This is a genomic window from Fibrella forsythiae (assembly GCF_017353175.1).
Lineage (GTDB): Bacteria > Bacteroidota > Bacteroidia > Cytophagales > Spirosomataceae > Fibrella > Fibrella forsythiae.
This window is the reverse complement of record NZ_JAFMYW010000002.1, coordinates 976,327-995,866: the sequence shown is the minus strand read 5'-3', so window position 1 is coordinate 995,866 and position 19,540 is coordinate 976,327. Positions and strand designations below refer to the sequence as shown.

Genomic DNA, 19,540 nt, shown 5'->3' with positions numbered 1-19,540 from the left:
TCCTCTCACCCCTTCTTCCCTTTCCCCCCTCCTCCCTTTTCTCCCCTATTTGAAATAACTCAATGATTTGATCAGGACGCCGTTTTGTTCGGCGTTGGTCAGGGTGTAGCTGAAACCGGGCTGAACGGCGTAGGCACCAACGTCGCCGGCTTTGTTGAGGGCAATGAAGCCCACCTGGAATGTTTTGGCCTTTTCGGGGTCGCGCTTGACGATGCGTTCAATCGCCCGTTTACAGGCTTCGGCGGGTGTAAGGCCCTGCCGCATCAATTCAACTACGGTGTGTGACCCAGCCATCCGGATCACCTCTTCGCCCTGACCCGAGCAGGTTACTGCCCCAATGTCACCGTCGACAAACAGACCGGCGCCAATCAGTGGCGAATCGCCGAGGCGGCCGCGCAGCTTGAAGGCCATGCCGCTTGTGGTGCACATTCCCGAGAGATTACCGGCAGCGTCGAGCGCTATTGTTCCCATTGTATCGTGATTCGGTGTGCCATCGTCGAAAAATGATGGCGCAAACGGGCCGTGGCCTTTCGTGCCACGAACGGGCTTCTGGTTTTCAATATTGATGACTGGCTTGTACTCTGACTTTTTCAGCCACTCGCGGTAGGTCTTCTCCGCATCCGGCGACAACGTACCTGACTCAAGTGTAAAGCCATTGGCCAGCGCAAACTGCTGCGCTCCCGAACCAACCAGCATCACATGCGGCGAGTTTTCCATGACTTTCCGGGCTACCGACACCGGGTGTTTGATCCGTTCCAGAAAGGCAACCGACCCGCAGTTGGCTTTTTCATCCATGATACAGGCGTCGAGCGTCACGAAGCCGTCGCGATCGGGATTGCCGCCCAGGCCAACGCAGCAGTTGATATCATTTTCGATGGCGACGCCCGCTGCCTCAACCGCATCAAGCGCACGACCGCCGCGGTGCAATACCGGCCAGGCAGCTTTGTTGGAAATGACACCACTATCCCAGGTTGATACAACCACCGGTTTAGAAGCAAGTACCTGGTTAGAGCCAGCCAGGGCCCGATTGGTGAGTAATGGCGGCAACAGCAGTGCACTCGCCCGTAGAAAAGTCCGTCGTGAAGTCATGAGTGGCAAGATAGCAGATTCTTCAGTTTCTTGCTCATTACATACCCAATTCTAACATACTCAGCCGACTACGGAGAAGACCTAACATTTTTCACTGATTCAGGTTTATTCTATGGTACTCTATACCACGTACTTCAACGAATATGACAACTTCTCCGAACGTTTCAACGGCCACCATACCGTCGCGACCGGGCCAGCCTTATCCGCTGGGAGCCTCTGTTGATGAGCAGGGCGTAAACTTTTCTATTTACAGCGAAAACGCTACAGGCGTATCGCTTTGCCTTTTTTCGTCGAAACGCGGCGAAAAAGAAACCCACCGGATCGAGCTAACCGAAAAGACCGAAAACGTCTGGCACATTTACCTCGAAGGCATCAAACCCGGCCAACTGTATGGTTACCGCGTTGATGGTCCGTATGCACCCGAAGAGGGCCATTATTTTAACGCCAACAAACTGCTGCTCGACCCCTATGCCCGCGAAGTGCACGGCACGGTTGGCGGCAGCACCGAGCCCCTGGGCTATAATTTTGAGAGCGAGGCCGACGACCGGTTCATGGAAATGAGCGACGTCGACAGCGGTAAAGTGGCGCCCAAAAGTGTGGTTATCGACTCGGCAGCGTTCGATTGGGGCGACGACAAAGCACCCCGCACACCGATGCACAAATCGGTGATTTACGAAATGCACGTAAAGGGCTTCACTTACCAGCACCCAACCATCGACGGTTCTATCCGGGGTACGTATGCTGGTCTGGGCACACCCGAGGCAATCGATTATTTCAAGAGATTAGGTGTCACGGCGGTAGAATTGCTACCCGTTCATCAGTTCTCCAACGAAAGCTACTGGGGCTACAACAGCATCGGTTTCTTTGCGCCACACAATGGCTACGCTTCATCGGATAACGTAGTAGCTGAATTCAAGCAGATGGTGAAGAATCTGCACGAAGCGGGCATCGAAGTAATTCTCGACGTAGTTTATAACCATACGGCCGAGGGCAATGAAATGGGGCCTACCATCTCGTTCAAAGGCATTGATAACAAAGTATATTACCACACCGTACCCGAGCAGCCGCAGTTCTACATGAACCACACCGGTACGGGCAACACCTTTAATCTGACGCACTCGCAAACGCTACGCGTGGTGATGGACAGCCTGCGCTACTGGGTACAGGAGATGCATATCGACGGTTTCCGTTTCGACCTGGCTTCGGCGCTACTCCGTGAGCTGGACGACAACGTGTCGTCATTCCTCGACACGGTCAATCAGGACCCTACGCTGAGCCAGATAAAATTGATTGCGGAACCCTGGGATATTGGCTCCTACGATGTTGGTCAGTTCCCGGTGCGCTGGTCGGAATGGAACGGCAAGTATCGTGACTGCGTGCGGAAATACTGGAAAGGCGACAAAGGTCAGGCCCACGAAATGACTCTCCGCGTGCTCGGAAGCCCTGATCTGTATGCCGATGGCCGTGGCCCAGGCAATAGCGTCAACTTCATTATTGCCCACGATGGTTTCACGCTCAATGACCTGGTGAGCTACAACGAGAAGCACAACGAAGCCAACGGCGAGGATAACAACGACGGCGAAAGCAACAACGAAAGCTGGAACATGGGCGCCGAAGGCCCCACCGACGATCCAGACATCAACCAGGCGCGCGAGCAGCAGAAACGGAACTTCCTGACGACGCTATTACTCAGCCAGGGCGCGCCGATGTTTATGATGGGCGACGAATACGGACGTACCCAGCATGGCAACAACAACGGTTACAATCAGGATAGCGAGATTAGCTGGTTCAACTGGAACTGGGACGAAAAACAACAGGCCCTGTTCGACTTCACGTCGCAGCTGACCGCTCTTCGCCAGAAATACCCGCTGTTGAGCCGCCGCAAATTTTACGAAATCGAACAGATCGACTGGCTTCGTCCCGACGGATCGCCGTTCCAGCCCGACGATTACGCGAACCCCGACACACATTGCCTTGCCCTCTGGATCGATGGCGCGCGCGTGGGTGAGCAGGATGAGACCGGCCAGCATAGCAACGAAACCGAAGAAGGTGCCAGCAAGCTACTCTGGGTGCTGAACAGCTATTGGGAAGATCTTCCGTTCAGCCTGCCCGCCCCGCATAAATCACGGACGCATTACGAGGTGGTGGTTGATACAACAACCGGCCAAATTGAATCGGGTCGCCGCATTAACGTAAAAACGCCTTTCAACGTGCCAGCCCGCTCATCGGTGCTGCTACGGATGGTATAACATACAGTAATTAACTGACTAGAAGCGGGTTAGCCTGGGTACGTTCTCCGGGCTAACCCGCTTTTGATTTCATTATCGTTGACCTGTGCTGGCCAGCACGGATCACCCATTTGGGGAATGCGACGAGAATAAGGGGAAGAAGGCGCTCATCAACGCAGTCCGCTACGCTACACCGGGGCCAGTCAGGTGCGGGTACGTCTCGATCGATCGCCCGCAGCACCAGTTGCAACTTGCCATCAGCGGCAACAGGCTGAAAAACCGGCAGGTATATACCCAGGCCCGATCAGGCTTTTTCCAGCACTACGCATCAACTCAGGCTGACCGGCCTGTTACCGCTGTATGACCGGACAGGGTTCAGCGAATACCGGCAAGTTCGGTCGCTGTCGATGGCAACTCATTGACGGTGCTTGCCCCTTATCCGCTCGCTGGCCGCTGAAGAACCCCCTAAGCGATATACTACGATTTCTCGATGATCGTGCGCCGGAACCGAAAACCGGGGCAACAGACGTTGACCGCTCCTAACCAGACTTGTCATGTTCTGCACGGCGGCATCCCACATTTTGGGTATTGTAGTGGGAACGGCATTGGGCGACTTTTGAGCCAACATCTAATAGGCTTTCCGCCAATCGCCATACCATGAACTCATTTCTTAAACTGCCAACGATCAGCCAAACCGTTCTGTTGCTGATCGTTGGCCTGCTCCTGGGTACGTTGCCTACGGGTTGCAAAAAAACAACAGACCCCGCTCTTCCCAAAAGCAGCGACAACAGCATCACAGCCTTTGCCTTCAATGGGTTAAGCCCGGCTATAAATGCCACCATTAGCGGGAATACCATCTCGGCTACGGTGCCGGTAGGTACCAACCTGACGGCCTTGGTGCCCACAATTGTACTACCGGCGGGAGCGTCGGTTTCACCGGCTTCGGGAGTGGCTCAGAACTTCAGCAGCCCCGTTACCTACACGGTGAAAGCAGAAGACGGTACCATCCAGACCTACACCGTCTCGGTCTCGATTCAGGGCATCAGTATCGTGAGTTTTGCGCCAACCTCGGGCGGGGCGGGCACAACGGTGGTCATCAACGGGGCGGGGTTCAGCAACGTATCCACCGACAACAAGGTTACCATCAACGGACTGAACGCTCCAATCACGGCCTCGCGCGCTGACCAGATCACGGTGCAGATTCCCGAACGGGCCGGTTCGGGTAACCTGGTGGTGGCTGTGGGAGGCAAACAGGCTACCTCAGCGTCGGCCTTTTCCTACCAATATCAGGTTGGCACCAACACGACCCTCTACAGCGCGTCGGGCCGGGCCTTTCAAAGTACCGCCGTCGACCCCGACGATGGCACCGTTTATGCGTCTGACCGTACCAACAGCGCGGTGATTACGATCAAGACCAACGGCACCACGTCGGTTGTCACATTGAACGATCCATCTGGTGTAAAGCACGCGTCGCTGACTGGCATCAACATCCTGAAAACGGGCCTGGGCGGCAGTACTGACAAATACCTCATCGTTACCAATGAGGCCAAGGGTATTTACGCATACACCCTTTCAACCCTCGCCTACTGGACACCGGTGCAGGCTAACGACGCTATTTACAACGCGCCAACGTCGGTGGCAGTGGTGTCGCAAAGCGCGTCGGCTAGTTTTCCAACCAATGGAATCTACTACATGGCCTGCTTTGGCAACTCAACCATCGTTCGCACCAACCGCAGCAATGGTATGGTCTCTGGCGCCTCTACAGTTGGGGCCGCAGGTAGTCGGGGCTTTAATGCGGGGCAGGTAAGCAGCACCAACGCCCGTTTCAACGGCGTGGTGGGCATCTTCCTGAAAAACAATCTGCTCTACGTAGCCGATGAGGGCAACCACGCGGTGCGGGTAATTGATTATAATGCCGGAACGGTTAACACACTGTTTGGCAACGGCACGGCAGGCAACGCAGATGGCAACGCCAGTGCAGTGCGCCTCAACCTACCCGCCAACGTGGTGGTCGACAACAGCGGACTGGTGTATGTTACCGATCGCGGCAACGGCAAAATACGGGTGTTCGACCCCCGCAGTCAGACCTCGCAGACCCTGATCTCGGGCCTGAACGCCCCCTATGGCCTCAGTATCGACAACAGCGGCGCGCTGTACGTGGGCGAATGGGGAGCCGGCACCAACCGTATCCTGAAACTTACCGTGAAATAGCGACAGGCACCCGGAGGTACACGAATCCGTATTGGCCCTGTGGAGGTGAGCCGTAATAGGCCGTACCTTCGCAGGGTCTTTACGATTCAGACTCTATGGAAAATTTGATTGCACAGGCCCGCTGGGTCATACAACTGGGAAGCGTACTCGGTTTTTTAAGCGTTGGCATTGGCGCGTTTGGTGCCCACGGTCTTCGCGCTAAACTGGAGGCGGCTGGCCGGATGGACACGTTTGAAACGGCTGTAAAATACCAGTTCTACCACGCCCTGGCGTTGGTACTGGTGGGCATCATTACGCAGCTACTGGCCAACAACCCGGCGGCACTGAAGACGCTGAACTGGTCGGCCTGGAGTTTCGTGGCAGGTACGTTGATCTTCTCTGGCTCACTTTACGTCCTTTGCCTGTTGGGTATCAACTGGCTCGGAGCCGTTACGCCCATCGGCGGCCTGTTCTTTCTGGCTGGTTGGGCGTTGCTGTTCTGGAGCGTAAAAAGTTAAGAGTGAAGAGTTGCGCTGCTAAGGCCTTGTATGGTAACCTTAGCAGCGTAACTCTTAACTCTTCACTCTTAACTCCTTCAACTGCCTGACCAACACTTGATTGATCCTGACATAGCTTTCGTGTGTCCAGCCGGCAATGTGAGGAGTCAGAATCACCTGATCGGCTTGGCGGAGGTAGTTGAACGTGGCTTGTTGGGTGGGCGTCAGGGTTTTTAGTTTTTCATTTTCCAGCACATCCAGGCACGCTCCCTGTATTTTCCCGGATTGTAATCCTGCTACAACGGCATCGAGCGAGACAACTTCACCGCGCGATGCATTAATCAGGAAAAACGGCTTTGCCATCCCGGCCACAAAGGCGTCATCGATCCAGTGACGGGTATACTCGGTCAGGGGAACATGCAGGCTCAACACATCGGCCTCTGCCATGATTTGCTCAACGGTTACCTGCTCGGCAAACTGGTCACCGTAGTTTGTCCGATATTTGTCGAACGTAATTACCCGGCAGCCAAATCCACTTAGCCGACGAGCCGTAGCGCGGCCATTATTGCCGTAGCCAAACAGCCCAACGGTCTTTCCCATCAGCTCGATACCCCGATTGCCTTCCCGGTCCCAGATGCCCTGACGTACCTGCCGATCAGCACGGAGTAAATTAATAAACAGCGCCAGCAACATGCCAACCACGTGTTCGGCAACGGCGTCGCGGTTGCCCTCGCCCGCATGGAAAATCCGAACGCCACGGGCAACGGCTTCGTCTGTATCGATCAGGTCGAGACCGGCACCGGCGCGGCCAATATAGCGCAGTGCCGGAGCGGCGTTGAACATCTCCGCATCGATGACTGTTTTACTACGAATTATAAGCCCTTCAAAAGGCGCAATAGTTGTCAGTAAGGCTTTCCGATCAATGGTAGGCTGGTAATCATACGTAAAACCCGCTTCGTCGAGCATGGCGAAGAGGGAAGGATGCATTTCATCGGCAATCAGAATAGCCGCTTGGGTCGTTGACATGTAGGGAAGTTTGTAACTTGCAACGGCAATTATCAAGAATCAGTCAGCAATTACCAATCCAGCGGCTCAAAAAAGGCGAAAGAAGGTCAAAAGCTGATTACATCCTCAGGGGGTAGCTGACCTGGATAACACAAGCCACCTCTGTAAGGTCAATGGAACAACAACCTAACAACACCAATAATCCGAACGAACGCTCGGCTGAAAATCGCCCCGGCGGTCAGTCGGATCGGAATCGGAATAGGAACCGCAACCGTAACCGTAATCGGGGACGCGACAAAGACCGTAGCGGCTCGCCCCGCGGTGAGCAGTCGACCGAAACCAGCGATTCGCCAATCGATGACCAGGCCGTTGGCGTCATCGATGTTGATTTGATCGCTGGCGTGTCGAAGGATAAACCGGTTACTGAAATTCGCCCCACCAGCGACCAGCCTCAGTTCAATCGGCCGCTACAGAACGAACGTCACGCTCAGGGTCAAGCAGGTGCAGCTCAACAGGTACGTCAGGAACGCGAAGGCCGCCCCCCCCGCGACCAGCAACGGCAGCCCGGTACCGATCGTAACCGCGACAATCAGGAACGTACCCCGCAGGAACGCAACAGGCCCGACCGGAGCCAGGAACGCAACCGGTCTGAACGCCCCGAACGTAGTGCTGGTGATCGTATGGAGCGCGGTGGCTCTGACCGTAACGTACGCCCCGAGCGCGAGCGCAGTGTCTACGACCGGGCCGATGAGGTCATTCCCGAACGCCCCCGGCCCGAGCGGCAGGAGCGTTATGAGCCTATGGCTGTAGACCGGTTTGCCGGTGCGTCTGTCTTCGAAGACGATGGTAGCCAGTCGGGCCGCAGTGAGCGTACGCCCCTGTCAGAAGCCAGCCAGCAGGAACGGCTTATTATTGGCATTTCGCTCGGCGACTTCAACGGCGTTGGCCCTGAAGTCATTTTAAAAGCACTGCAATACAATCAGTTACAGAAAATCTGTACGCCTGTCATCTACGGGTCGATGCGGGTGTTGAACCGGTACCGGAACCTGCTGAATCTGAAAGACTGGAATCTGAACGGCATTCAAACTGTGGAACAGGCCAGCCATAAGATGACCAACGTCATCACCTGTTTCAGCGACACGATTCCGAGCCCGCCCGTAGCCGAAGGAGAAACGCCCCTTCCGCCCCAGCCCGCCACGGATATTCAACCCGGCAAAGTAACGCCCGAAGCCGGACTTGCTGCGTTTGCCTGCCTGAACCGGGCCGTGGAAGACCTGAAAGCGGGTAAGATCCACGGGCTGGTAACGGCTCCCATCAACAAGCACAATATCCAGTCGGAAGCTTTTTCGTTTCCCGGCCATACCGAATACCTCGCCAATGCCTTTGGTGTTCCCGACGATCTGATGTTTATGGTCAGCGACATCCTGAAAGTTGGCGTCGTTACCGGCCACGTACCCATCAGTAAAGTGAAACAGGGTATCCATAAGGGAGCAATTGCGCAGAAGCTGGAGATGATGACCAAATCATTGAAACAGGATTTTGGCATCCGTCGCCCCAAAATTGCGGTATTGGGTCTCAATCCACACGCTGGCGAACGGGGCTTACTGGGTAATGAGGAAAATGACATCATCACGCCGCTCATCAACGAATTACGGCAGAAAGGGCAACTCGTCTATGGCCCCTTCCCCGCCGATGGTTTCTTTGGCACCCGCTCGTACAAAAAATACGACGCCGTATTGGCCATGTACCACGATCAGGGTCTGATTCCGTTCAAATCGATCGCTTTTGAAGAAGGCGTCAATTTCACCGCTGGCCTGCCCGCCGTGCGTACCTCGCCCGATCACGGTACCGCCTACGACATTGCAGGTAAAGGCCTTGCCGACGAAACTTCGATGGTTCAGGCCATCTACACCGCCTGCGACGTAGCCCGCCGCCGTAAAGAATACCAGGAATTAGAAGCAAACGCTCTTAAAAAATAAGTTTACTGTTCACTGTCTGTTGTTTTCAGTTGCCCTGCTGCGGAGCGATAACATCCCTGAGCAGAGCAGCTGAAAAAAACAGACAGTGAACAGTAAACTTCCCTTCTCATGCTCAAATCAATGACCGGTTTTGGTACTGCGACCGTCGAAGCCAGTGGCTTATCAGCAACCGCAGAGGTTAAAACCCTGAATTCTAAGTTTTTAGATATTTTCTGCCGCTTACCGCGCGGATTCTCCGATCGCGAAATCGAAGTACGGAATATCCTCACCCAGCAACTCGAACGCGGCAAGGTAGAATTCAACCTCAACATTAACCGCACCACAGATCTCCGGCCCACGGTAACGGTGAACCGCCCGCTGGTAACTGCTTATGTAAAAGACCTGACCGAAGCCGCCAGTGCAACGTACCTGAGCCTCTCGCATGATGAGGTGTTCCGGCTGGCGCTGGGTATGCCAAACGCCTACCTGAGCGAGACGAGCAGCCATACGGATAACGCACAGGAAGACTGGGCGGCCATTCAGGAGGCGATCAGCGAGGCAATTCGCCGGTGCAACGAGTTCCGTCAGCAGGAAGGTGCCTCGCTAGAAGGTAAATTCCGGGAGTATATCCAGACCATCACGGATCGGCTGGCCGATATTGAGGTTCAGGATGTTACGCGCATTCCCGCCGTTCGTGAACGCATGCGCACCAACCTGACCGACCTGATTGGCAGCGAAGATTTCGACCGAAACCGTTTCGAGCAGGAGTTGGTCTACTTCGTTGAAAAATTCGACATTTCGGAAGAGAAAGTGCGCCTGAAAAACCATCTGGCTTATTTCATGGAAGTGCTCGCCACAGAAGAAGCGAATGGCAAGAAGCTTAATTTTATCGCTCAGGAAATTGGTCGTGAGATCAACACCATCGGGTCAAAAGCCAATGACGCCACCATTCAGCGGTTCGTTGTTCAGATGAAAGACGAATTGGAGAAGATTAAGGAGCAAACGATGAACGTGATTTAATACACGTTATACTCACCTTACTATTTGATGAAATTTCATCAACAGTTTATCCAGAGCATCAGGTCGTTCGCCTCACTTCCTGACGCTGATGGCCGATAACGTCACCTGTGGAATCTCGCCGGCGGCTTCGCCCGCATCGTTCGCCGTGATTCGCTTGATCACTTCGTTCTTACCCGTCAACCGACCCGAGAAACGCACCTGAAGGGGCGTAGCCGGGTCGGTTTTTAATGCTGCCTGTTTTAGGCTGTCGGCCAGATTTACCGGGTAGAAACGAGTTTTCGCGTCGGCATCCGGCACCGCCAGAATATACTGGTACGCCCCCCGCGAGTAGACTGAAACGATAAGTACGCCATCTGTATCGGTAAATGACGATGGTTGCGTTTGCTGCGCCTGACAAGAAAGCAGGGCCGTGTTCAGCAGGCCGGCAAACAAGTAAAACAAGGTAGGCTTCATGGTGTATGTTGGGTTAGAGAAAGACCATACAGGAGCGATTATCGTTCCTTACGGGATCATAACGAAACAAAACCACTTTAATCCTGTCATTCTGTGAAAGAACTGAATATGAATAAGCTCCCGCTCGATTTTTACGAGCAGCACGATACGCTTACGCTTTCGCAGTTACTACTCGGTTGCGAACTGGTGCATGAGTCGCCGGAGGGAACAACGGCGGGTATAATCGTTGAGACGGAAGGCTATATCACCGGCGACCCGGCCTGTCATGCCTATCGTCGGCCAACGCCGCGCAACGCCGCCATGTTTGGTTCTGCAGGTACGTTGTATGTGTATCAGATCTACAACCACTACAATTGCATCAACGTGGTTACGGGGCCGGAAGGTATCGGCGAGGCAGTTTTGATTCGGGCGCTTCAACCCACCGAGGGCATCGAACTGATGGCCATACGGCGGAATGAAGCGTTTAAAACCGGTTTTGAGCGGTACCGCAATAATACCATTGATCCAGGTACGTCGGAGGGGTTTCGCAATCTCTGTAATGGCCCCGGTAAACTGGTCATCTCACTGGGTATCAGCCGGACGGAACAGAATTTCTCGTCATTGGTCACGGGCTCCGTTTTCATTCGACCACCTGTGCTAAAAGACTTCGAGATGGTAACAACCACCCGGATTGGCATTACACAGGGCGTTGACCTCCCCTATCGCTACTACGTGAAAGGTAACCGGTACGTAAGCAAAAAATAAATCAACTCACCTGTCCAGTTCTTTTAACCACGCTAACCCCCGTGGCCATTCACCGTAGCCGCTTGCCACGTTAATGTGCCCGGCATCGCCGATTTCCTCGAAACGGCTGCCCCATGCTTCAGCGAATTGTCTGGCCCGTTCCAGGCTCACGTAAAAATCGGATGAACTGGCCACTACAATCGATGGGAAAGGCAGTTGCACGAGTGGCACAGGCGTGAATCCCGTTGTGCCGGGCGGATAGCTCGCGGCTTCGGTATCACTGGGTGCAACCAGCAACGCGCCTTTGATTGAGCGCTGGTAGGTTTGTGCCCAGTAGGCAATGGTAATGCAGGCCAGACTATGACCAACCAGAATAACATCAGTCGGATTGCCTGCCATCACGGCCCGGTCAACCTGTTTGATCCAGTCGGCACAGACGGGTGTTTCCCAGTTGGTTTGTTCAACGCGCTGAAAAGACGGGTGCTGGCGTTCCCAGCTGCTTTGCCAGTGCTGCTCGCCCGAATTGCCCAGGCCCGGCAAAATGAGTACTCTCGACGAAAAATCCATAGCTACTAATTCCTGGCTTAGCAGGCGCATAAAGAAAGGCATTCTACCTTGGTCAGGCAACTAAATTGCTTTTTACATGGGCCACACACGTTCCTTATCATACGGGCTACGTGCCAGTTCGTCTTTAGCTAGCTTACGCTTACTATGGAACCCGGCTCATCAACAGCGGCTTTACCGACTGTTTCCCGCCCGGCGCTGATTCTGACCCAGAGCCAGCGCCTGCGGTTTATCACCTTCTTTTATCTGTACGTCATGCAGGGGGTTCCTGCAGGATTTGCTACCACAGCGCTGGCAAATTACCTGGCAGCCGAAGGCCTCCGTGCCGATCGCATCGGTACGTTTGTGGCCATGCAGGGATTACCCTGGACCTTTCAGTTCATCTGGGGTCCGTTCATCGATCGGTATCAGGGTTCTCGCCTGGGTCGTCGGCGGCCCTGGGTCGTCGTGGCCCAGGGAATGGCTTTCCTGGCTTCGTTGTCTATGCTATTGGTCGACGATCCGGCCAGTCAGGTGGTGCTTCTGGGGCTGACCTTTCTGGTTCACGGCACCTTCGCGTCGGTTCAGGATGCCAGCGTCGATGCCATGGCTATCTCAACCATTCCAGCCACCGAGCGGGGCCGGACAAACGCATTTATGCGGGGTGGTTTTTTGCTGGGCACCGGTTTGGGAGCCGCCGGACTCGCCTATATGCTTCGCCATCAGGGCTTTCATGCAGCAGTGCTTGCCCAGTCTGCTTTTTTGCTGTTATTCACGGTACTGACGGCGTGTATTCGCGAACGACCCACCGATGCCTTGTTCCCGGGGCACAGTACCAAACAGACTGATTTGGCGCTTATACAGGCACATGTCCACCCAACCCGATGGCTTTTCCGTGAATTGGTTCGTGGATTGACTGATCGAAGCAGTTTACGCTGGTTTTTGCCCATTCTGCTGGTCTACTCAGCTCAGAGTATCTTTATTCGCGCCTATAACGTTCACCTGATTCAGCAACTCGGCTGGAGCGACACGGCCCTTTCAGGTCTTTCGGGTAGCTATGGTGTGCTGATTGTGATCGTTGTCGTGCTCGCAGGAGGCACAATAGCCGATCGGTTCGGTGCCAGACGGATACTCCCCTATCTGATCGGATTCCACTTTATCTATTTACTGACTATCAATTTATTAGCCTCATACTGGTCAAACTCCACGGTAGCGTCGGCAGGGTCCATCATCTGGAACATGATGGACCCCAGCCTGAGTGTTGCCGCTATCCCGATCATTATGTCGCTCTGCCGGACCGATGTTGAAGGATCTCAGTTTACGGCTTATATGGCGATGATTAACCTGGCCGATGTAGTCGGCGCTTTTTTGTCCGGCCACGCTCAGCGCGTTGCAACAGCACCGACGATCGGTCTGTTCAGTACCGCAATGGTTGCCTGTAGTCTGCTCTGGATAACGTACCTGTCCCGAAAGCAGACTACACTGCCGCAAAACACAACTTCCTGATACCCAGCAAACACATTCCTCTTTAAACACCATTGTTGCTCTGATCTTCAGAATGCTTGTCCTGGTTATTTACCAAGCATCGCCGAATCGGTCTCGTGGCCAACATCGGCAATTCGGCAGCCATTCGGGGTAACAACCAGCACACCGAACTTATCAGACGAGCAGCCGCCGCCTTTTCGTCCGTCGGGTGTGTATCTGAAGAATTCCAGGTTGGTTATCTCATTCTTTTCGTTCCGGCCAAGCACCTGTATCCGAACGGGCGTGCCGAACCGCCGGGTTGCCTGCCGCTCTGCCCGTTTAACCTGTCTGTCAGAAAAGTCTTTGGACACCGTAATTGTTGATTTTTCGAACCCACACAGGCCCGTTATAAGTGCAAACGAGAGCGGAAGCAGGTATTTGGTCATATACATGGTTTTGGTTCAGGAGTTGGATTCGCGATTGACTCTACCGGTTGCATTGCTGGTGCGTTGACAGTCTATACGATAGCAAAAGCCCGCTAGTTTGCCTGCTGCCGTGCATACATGGCTTTGATCATCCAGACAATCCGGAACAACACCGCCACGAACGTAACTTTCTGTATAACTGGCAAATAATAGAGTAAATCTTTCGTGTAATAAATGTAATTATTCACCGCCATCAGGAGCAGGCAGCTACAGCCAAACCAGAATAAGTTTACTAAACGGCATCTGTAGAGGCCGACGAACGTACCTGCGAGGGCGAAGAAGCCGAACAGGCTGGCAATCATAATTACGATATCATGATAGGCCGTGACTATAAACGCCGCCGAAAACATCGAGCAGATACCCGTGATTTGAAGCAGTAGGTCGGCGCGCTGGTTGGTATGTAAAAAAAGCAGTGGCAGATAATACCAGAAGACGGACAGCGATCCGCAGAGGATGAGCATAGCAGCCAGGGCTACTGGTCGGGCGGGATTCTGTTCACCATTCATGGCCCGTTCGTTTAGCAAATTACACCAGTAATTGTGCATCCAGCTAAAGCCAACAGCCTGTTTATCGGCCTGCCAACCACCGGGATACAGGTACGTTGCCCAAAAGAACAGCAGCAGGAACAGGGCGATACCAACCAGTGGAATCAGGATAAACCCCGCCGCTGAAGCGGTATCGTTCCGGGCAGGCATAAGTTGGCTTGCCTAAAAAGCGAACAGGCTTAACTGACCTTCATTGGTTTTTCGGCGCGAGCCTTCATGTTCCAGCAGCCATTGCTTACGCCATAAGCCACCCGCATAACCCGTCAGGCTCCCATCCGAGCCGATGACGCGGTGACAGGGCACAACAATTGCCAGCGGATTGCGGCCGTTGGCAGCCGCCACAGCACGGATCGCCTTTTCATCACCAAGCTGGCGGGCCAACGATAGATAAGACCGGGTCTGCCCAAACGGCACCGTTAACAGCGCCTCCCACACGCGCTGCTGGAATGGTGTTCCGATAGGCGACATGAGAAACGTAAAATCTTTACGGATACCGTCGAAGTAATCAGTAAGCTGATCACAGGCCTGTTTCAAGGGTACAGGCAGATCACGCATCAGGAACAGATCGGGCATAGGGTCGTCCAGACACGAAATGGCCGACACGCCCGATACGTCGCCGGTTATTCGAAGGGTGCCAAGAGGAGAAGACAGGTACGTATGCATACAACCAAAGCCCGATTTTGGCCGCGTCAGGTGCGTGGCCATCAGTTGCTTCAGGCTAACTTACGAAAAACGTCCGATCAGTACATCGTCCAGCATCGCTTTTGTGAGGGGTTTATTCTTATAGCCCGTTACTTCGTTGAACTGTTCAGCGCGGTTCTCGTCTGACGGATTAAGCGAGGTAGTGAGCATCATCACAACCACATTACTTTTCAGGTTATCGGCCAGCCGGTGGTATTCTTCCAGAAACTCGAACCCGTTCATGCCCGGCATATTGATATCCAGTAAGATCACTTCTGGTCGAATGTAATCGGGGTGGTCTGTATTAGCCAGGTATTTCAGGGCTTCGATCCCGTTTTCAGCAACACGTACGGCATCGCATTTGCCCCAATCGGCAATAACTAATTCATGAATGTAGTTATCGTCAGGGTCATCATCGACCAGCATAATACATTGAAGATGTTTGTCCATAGCTGTTGCATTGGCATAAGGGTCTTGCTAGTTGGATAAAAGTCAGTACCGCTATGCGCAGAAATTAATTCTTTCTGTAGTTAACGCGAAACAGGCAGGTACTTCCCAAAAAACTTAGCCATTGTTCTGTATGTAGCCAGCCAGTTGCGGTGTAATAGTAAACTATGTGCATCGTCCGGGAAGATCAGCACCTCGGTAGGTACGTTCCTGCTGCGAAGCTTCTGTACCAGATCAACCGTTTCGGCAAAAGTCACATTCCGGTCATCGTCGGCGTGAATAAACAGACATGGCGACCGCCAGCCATCCAGATTGGCATTGGGTGATGAAGCAAACGCGTCTTTCATATCGGCCTCGCCAATGCCCCAGCCCCCTCCCGGCGAAAACATGTTGCCCCGCCACGACCAGTCATGTACGCCGTGAATATCTACACCACAGGCAAATACATCTGAATTCCGGGCCAGGCCCATAGCGGTTAAATAACCACCGTAGGAACCACCCCATAACCCTATGCTGGCCGGATCTACGGCTGAGTGTTGCTGCAGATACCGGGCAGCAGCCAGCACGTCCTGATACTCCGACGCGCCGCGTGGCCCCTGTTTATCAGCCCGGCGGAACGCACGCCCATAGCCAATACCCGCCCGATAATTGACCGACAATACTGCATATCCCTGCGATGCCAGGTACTGATTCATGGCGTAGGCATTGGCGTAGTAGGTGCCCCGGTAATGCCAGCCCAGCAGCATTTGCCGCATAGGCCCGCCATGCATGAACACCAGCGCAGGCGCTTTCGTCGACTTCTTTTTGGGTAAGAACAATTGCCCGTGCACCACCGTACCGTCGGCGGCAGCAAACGTAACGGCCTGAGGTTCTGTCAGCAACGTACCTGGAAATGAGGCGGGTAGTTCGGTCGGGAATAGCTTCGTTTCCGGCATGGTACCTATTGATAAGTACGCAATAGCTGTAGGCTGATTCCAGTTGGCAGATCGATACACCAGCATTTGACCAGCCGCCGATTCAACCACCACCGGGTCTGTTTCAATGCCTTTACTATCTGAATCTGCTCCCGAACTGACGGTCGTTATGGCTTCGCGCTGGCCCGTGACGATCTGCACCCGCCAAAGGTGCCGCCGGTTGATGTCGTTCAGGTTACTGCTGTAGTACAGGTACGTTCCGTCGGCCGAAACTGTCGTTTCTTCGGTTTCAGCATTGCCCGGCGTCAGGTCGATTGGGTCACCGGCCAGCGTAGGGTTGAGCGCATACAGGTGCATCCAGTTTTCGTGTTCCGAGAAAAACAAAATCCGGTTCGATCGGGTCCAGCGGATGGGTTCGGCGGGGTACGTTTGCGCGAAACCGCCATCGTCGGCCGGTGATTGCCAGAGCATTTGCCCCGGGTCAGGCATGCCGTCGGGCAGTGGATCGGCGTTGGTTACCCAGACCGCAAAAGGATGTCCACCCTGAATGTTTTCCAACTCGCCATGCCGTTGCCCCGGTACCCGAATAAACGCCACCCGTCGGCCATCCGGCGACCAGACCGGAAACTGGTCGCGGTCAACGCCGGGGGCCAGCCAACGTACCTGATGTAGTTTACTGTCATAAATTCCAATCAGGTTATGGTAACCGCGGTAACTCGTAAATAGAATTCGGCTACCGTCGGGGGAGAAACTGTAGTCGGCCTGCATACCGCGCGCCGTAAACAACAGCGAAGGTTCTTTCCGAACGCGCTGGTTGGTCAGATCGGCCAGCCGCGCCTGAAAGAGCTGACCACCCCGCCCAAAAACCAGCCGCTGGGTTACGCCGGTAGTGCCAGCCGGTTCGGGAGCCCACACGGGTCGGCTACCTTGTCCCACGCGCATAGGCATGGCGGGCGCACCGGTAGGTAATATATAAATAACCTGTTCTGTCCCGGTTGGCGAACTCGTCGGATTGGGATTTACGCCCTGCGCATTTTTGCTGCCCCCACGCACAAAAGCAACCCAACGGCCGTCGGGCGAGAGGGTTACATCGCCTAGTTCCTGCCCATCATCGGCCGAAAAGTTGGTCAGTTTTCGGGGAACGGGATTTGGAAAGGTGGCGGTGTACAGATTCCGCCTACCACGCTCGTTCACCACCCACACGATCCGGTTGCCAACTCCGCTCAGATTCTGGCAGTACGGCGCCGACAGGACATCATCGATCGAGTATGGTTGAGATGCACCAGACTGGGCCAGAGCCTGGCTGAAGCAGATAAAAAAAAAGTAGAGCGTGGTGTAGCGAAACGACATTGGCAGGGCTGTTTTGCACAAATAAACGCATAAGACGTGTATGAAGGCCGCAAAACACAACGCACCAGACCATTTAGGGCCTGGTGCGTTGGTATTCGTCGAGCCGATCGATTAGTCCTGACGGCGGCTGCGCTCTTGCTTTTTATCCTGTTTGGCCGCCTTTTTTTCTTTGGGCGATTTGGCCGGTTCCTTCTTTTTTTCGGAACGGGCATCTTGTGCTTTAGCCATTGTTTCGCTGTGTTTAGGTTGTCAAGGTACAAAACGATCTGCTATGGCTGTATGTTTAGCCCTGCTCCATGTTGCCCAACCGATCAGTTCGGCCCGAAATTTGAATGGAGTTGAATAACCCATATCTCACGAATCATGCCTCGCTTACTGTACCTCTTACTGCTGCTTCCCTGCCTTGCGCTGGGGCAGGCCCCTCAGGCACCCATTATCCTATCAAATAAGCCAACGAACACCGTTTTCTCGCTGGCTGCCGTTGATGGCAAAACAGGCACCCGCCTGCCTGCCCAGTTCAAAGTACATGCCTATCTGGCAAAAAAAGATTACACGGGTCCCTCGACAAGGGAGCGTGATTTTGAATTTATCATGACCCGTGCCGACTCATTGCTGGTGATTGCCTCGGCTACCGGCTACGACGAAGGCGAATTTGTGATGGTGGCTCCCTGCGATACCTGCGCCACATATGGCTATTCCGTGCCACTCGACAAAACCGACACCGTTTTCCGGCAGCTGACGAAGGGGACGGCCATTCAGCTCGACAAGGTTTATTTCGACCAGAGCAGCTACAGGATGCGCCCCGAATCATTTGAGCAGTTGGATAAACTGGTTCGTACGTTGCAGGGCGAACCATCGCTAAAGATCGAGATTGCTGGGCACACCGACAATGTTGGCGACCGGCGCTTGAATCAATACCTGTCGGAAAACCGGGCTAAGGTTATTACCAACTACCTGATTGCAAAGGGAATAAAAGAAGATCGGCTTCGCCATGCCGGTTATGGCGACACCCGCCCGGCGGCACCCAACGACGTAGAAGAAAATAAACGCCGGAACCGTCGCGTTGAGTTTGTGGTACTGTAGGTAGTACGCAGCACGATCACACCTCTATCGCCGTGGCATTTGTTCAGGAACCTTCTATTGTGCGTCGTATTTGGGGCGATGCCGACGTGATTTTACTGGTCTTTGCGGGCTCGGCCGCTGAGTTTGCCCTAAATAAGGCCGTCGACTGGCTATTCTTTACCGGAAAGCTCCCCGCAGACCCTATCGGCCGGTTGTTTTCGACCGTCCAGTATGCCCAGCAAATCGTTTTCGCCGATGAGCAGAGAGCCCGTCAGGCTGTGGGCCGAATGGCATCCATACACGCAGGTGTTGAAGCGAGCCGGGGCTACGCCATTCCCGACTGGGCATACAGAGATGTGCTCTATATGCTGATCGACTATTCGGAGCGGGCCTATACCCTGCTTCACCGCCCGCTCACGCAACCCGAACGGGCAGAACTCTTTGACGTATTCAGGCGCGTAGGCGATGGCATGGGAGTCCCGGATTTACCTGTAAACTACACTGACTGGCAACTGGATCGGCAAGCGCATCTGGCCAACGACCTCGAACGCAGTTCCTACACCGATACCCTTTTCCGACGTTACCACGAAGAAATTGGTGACTGGCGCTATAGTCTGCTGCGGCAGGCACAGAGCTTACTTGTGCCCGACCGCGTTGCCCGCCTGCTCGACCTGCCAGAACGCCCGTTACTGGCTAATCTGCTCTGGATATATCCCACTGCCCGCGCCCTGGGCCTGCGCGCCCTGGTACAGCGGGCGCTCCTGCCGGCAACGTACCTGGCCCGGATTCAGGCGCTGGAGCGAACGCCATAACGGTATTGCTGACCCGCTGGAACTCAGCACGTACCTGGCGCGGTTTGTCTTATACGGTCAATTTACAGGCTTAA

The 19,540-nt window shown here is 54.3% G+C and carries 19 protein-coding genes; 10 read left to right on the top strand and 9 right to left on the bottom strand.

All coding sequences use genetic code 11. The features are described 5' to 3' along the window. Positions 1-45: 45 nt before the first annotated feature. Positions 46-1,089 (bottom strand): isoaspartyl peptidase/L-asparaginase family protein, encoded by a 1,044-nt coding sequence (locus tag J2I46_RS10155; protein ID WP_207328887.1) that lies wholly within the window; start codon positions 1,087-1,089, stop codon positions 46-48. Between the two features lie 143 nt (positions 1,090-1,232). Here J2I46_RS10155 and glgX point away from each other — a divergent pair, with 143 nt between their 5' ends. From glgX to J2I46_RS10135, 4 genes are all read left to right on the top strand, one after another. Beyond that, positions 1,233-3,338, top strand: a complete 2,106-nt coding sequence (gene glgX / locus J2I46_RS10150) for a glycogen debranching protein GlgX (protein WP_207328886.1) — start codon at positions 1,233-1,235, stop codon at positions 3,336-3,338. 85 nt (positions 3,339-3,423) lie between these two features. Next, the gene (locus J2I46_RS10145) at positions 3,424-3,681 is read left to right on the top strand and encodes a hypothetical protein (protein ID WP_207328885.1); all 258 of its coding nucleotides are present in this window, start codon (positions 3,424-3,426) and stop codon (positions 3,679-3,681) included. A 293-nt stretch (positions 3,682-3,974) separates the two neighbouring features. Next, complete coding sequence (locus tag J2I46_RS10140; RefSeq protein ID WP_207328884.1) at positions 3,975-5,528, top strand: SGBP N-terminal domain-containing protein; 1,554 nt, start codon at positions 3,975-3,977, stop codon at positions 5,526-5,528. A 95-nt stretch (positions 5,529-5,623) separates the two neighbouring features. Next, a complete protein-coding gene (locus tag J2I46_RS10135; protein ID WP_207328883.1) occupies positions 5,624-6,025 on the top strand; it encodes a DUF423 domain-containing protein in 402 nt (133 codons plus the stop codon). A 54-nt stretch (positions 6,026-6,079) separates the two neighbouring features. Here the strand turns inward: J2I46_RS10135 and J2I46_RS10130 are convergent, their stop codons facing one another. Further along, a complete protein-coding gene (locus J2I46_RS10130) occupies positions 6,080-7,030 on the bottom strand; it encodes a 2-hydroxyacid dehydrogenase (RefSeq protein ID WP_207328882.1) in 951 nt (316 codons plus the stop codon). A 152-nt stretch (positions 7,031-7,182) separates the two neighbouring features. Between J2I46_RS10130 and pdxA the strand changes: the two genes are divergently transcribed. Together pdxA and J2I46_RS10120 are read left to right on the top strand one after the other, a co-directional pair. After that, positions 7,183-8,988 carry a 4-hydroxythreonine-4-phosphate dehydrogenase PdxA gene (pdxA, locus tag J2I46_RS10125; protein ID WP_207328881.1) on the top strand — a complete coding sequence of 602 codons (1,806 nt, stop codon included), beginning with the start codon at positions 7,183-7,185 and terminating at the stop codon, positions 8,986-8,988. Positions 8,989-9,096: 108 nt separating this feature from the next. Continuing rightward, positions 9,097-9,987: a YicC/YloC family endoribonuclease gene (locus J2I46_RS10120; RefSeq protein WP_207328880.1), complete on the top strand. Its 891-nt coding sequence runs from the start codon at positions 9,097-9,099 to the stop codon at positions 9,985-9,987. Between the two features lie 72 nt (positions 9,988-10,059). Here the strand turns inward: J2I46_RS10120 and J2I46_RS10115 are convergent, their stop codons facing one another. Further along, positions 10,060-10,440 carry a hypothetical protein gene (locus J2I46_RS10115; protein ID WP_207328879.1) on the bottom strand — a complete coding sequence of 127 codons (381 nt, stop codon included), beginning with the start codon at positions 10,438-10,440 and terminating at the stop codon, positions 10,060-10,062. Between the two features lie 108 nt (positions 10,441-10,548). Here J2I46_RS10115 and J2I46_RS10110 point away from each other — a divergent pair, with 108 nt between their 5' ends. Next, a complete protein-coding gene (locus J2I46_RS10110; protein ID WP_207329161.1) occupies positions 10,549-11,184 on the top strand; it encodes a DNA-3-methyladenine glycosylase in 636 nt (211 codons plus the stop codon). Between the two features lie 6 nt (positions 11,185-11,190). Here the strand turns inward: J2I46_RS10110 and J2I46_RS10105 are convergent, their stop codons facing one another. Beyond that, positions 11,191-11,760, bottom strand: a complete 570-nt coding sequence (locus J2I46_RS10105) for an RBBP9/YdeN family alpha/beta hydrolase (protein WP_229379674.1) — start codon at positions 11,758-11,760, stop codon at positions 11,191-11,193. 114 nt (positions 11,761-11,874) lie between these two features. Between J2I46_RS10105 and J2I46_RS10100 the strand changes: the two genes are divergently transcribed. Further along, complete coding sequence (locus J2I46_RS10100) at positions 11,875-13,212, top strand: MFS transporter (RefSeq protein ID WP_207328877.1); 1,338 nt, start codon at positions 11,875-11,877, stop codon at positions 13,210-13,212. 65 nt (positions 13,213-13,277) lie between these two features. Here the strand turns inward: J2I46_RS10100 and J2I46_RS10095 are convergent, their stop codons facing one another. The 5 genes from J2I46_RS10095 to J2I46_RS10075 all read right to left on the bottom strand — a co-directional run bounded on the left by J2I46_RS10095 (position 13,278) and on the right by J2I46_RS10075 (position 17,592). Further along, positions 13,278-13,622 (bottom strand): hypothetical protein, encoded by a 345-nt coding sequence (locus J2I46_RS10095; protein WP_207328876.1) that lies wholly within the window; start codon positions 13,620-13,622, stop codon positions 13,278-13,280. 86 nt (positions 13,623-13,708) lie between these two features. After that, positions 13,709-14,350, bottom strand: a complete 642-nt coding sequence (locus J2I46_RS10090) for a hypothetical protein (protein ID WP_207328875.1) — start codon at positions 14,348-14,350, stop codon at positions 13,709-13,711. A 12-nt stretch (positions 14,351-14,362) separates the two neighbouring features. Next, positions 14,363-14,863, bottom strand: coding sequence for a methylated-DNA--[protein]-cysteine S-methyltransferase (locus J2I46_RS10085; RefSeq protein ID WP_207328874.1), 501 nt, complete (start codon positions 14,861-14,863; stop codon positions 14,363-14,365). Between the two features lie 60 nt (positions 14,864-14,923). Next, positions 14,924-15,331: a response regulator gene (locus tag J2I46_RS10080; RefSeq protein WP_207328873.1), complete on the bottom strand. Its 408-nt coding sequence runs from the start codon at positions 15,329-15,331 to the stop codon at positions 14,924-14,926. 80 nt (positions 15,332-15,411) lie between these two features. Next, positions 15,412-17,592, bottom strand: a complete 2,181-nt coding sequence (locus tag J2I46_RS10075; protein ID WP_207328872.1) for a S9 family peptidase — start codon at positions 17,590-17,592, stop codon at positions 15,412-15,414. A 363-nt stretch (positions 17,593-17,955) separates the two neighbouring features. On the opposite strand from J2I46_RS10075, the gene J2I46_RS10070 reads away from it, so the two are divergent. Both J2I46_RS10070 and J2I46_RS10065 read left to right on the top strand, forming a co-directional pair. Then, the gene (locus tag J2I46_RS10070) at positions 17,956-18,675 is read left to right on the top strand and encodes an OmpA family protein (protein ID WP_207328871.1); all 720 of its coding nucleotides are present in this window, start codon (positions 17,956-17,958) and stop codon (positions 18,673-18,675) included. Between the two features lie 59 nt (positions 18,676-18,734). Further along, entirely contained in the window at positions 18,735-19,466 is a 732-nt protein-coding gene (locus tag J2I46_RS10065; protein WP_310589007.1) for an oxygenase MpaB family protein, read from the top strand. Positions 19,467-19,540: the final 74 nt, after the last annotated feature.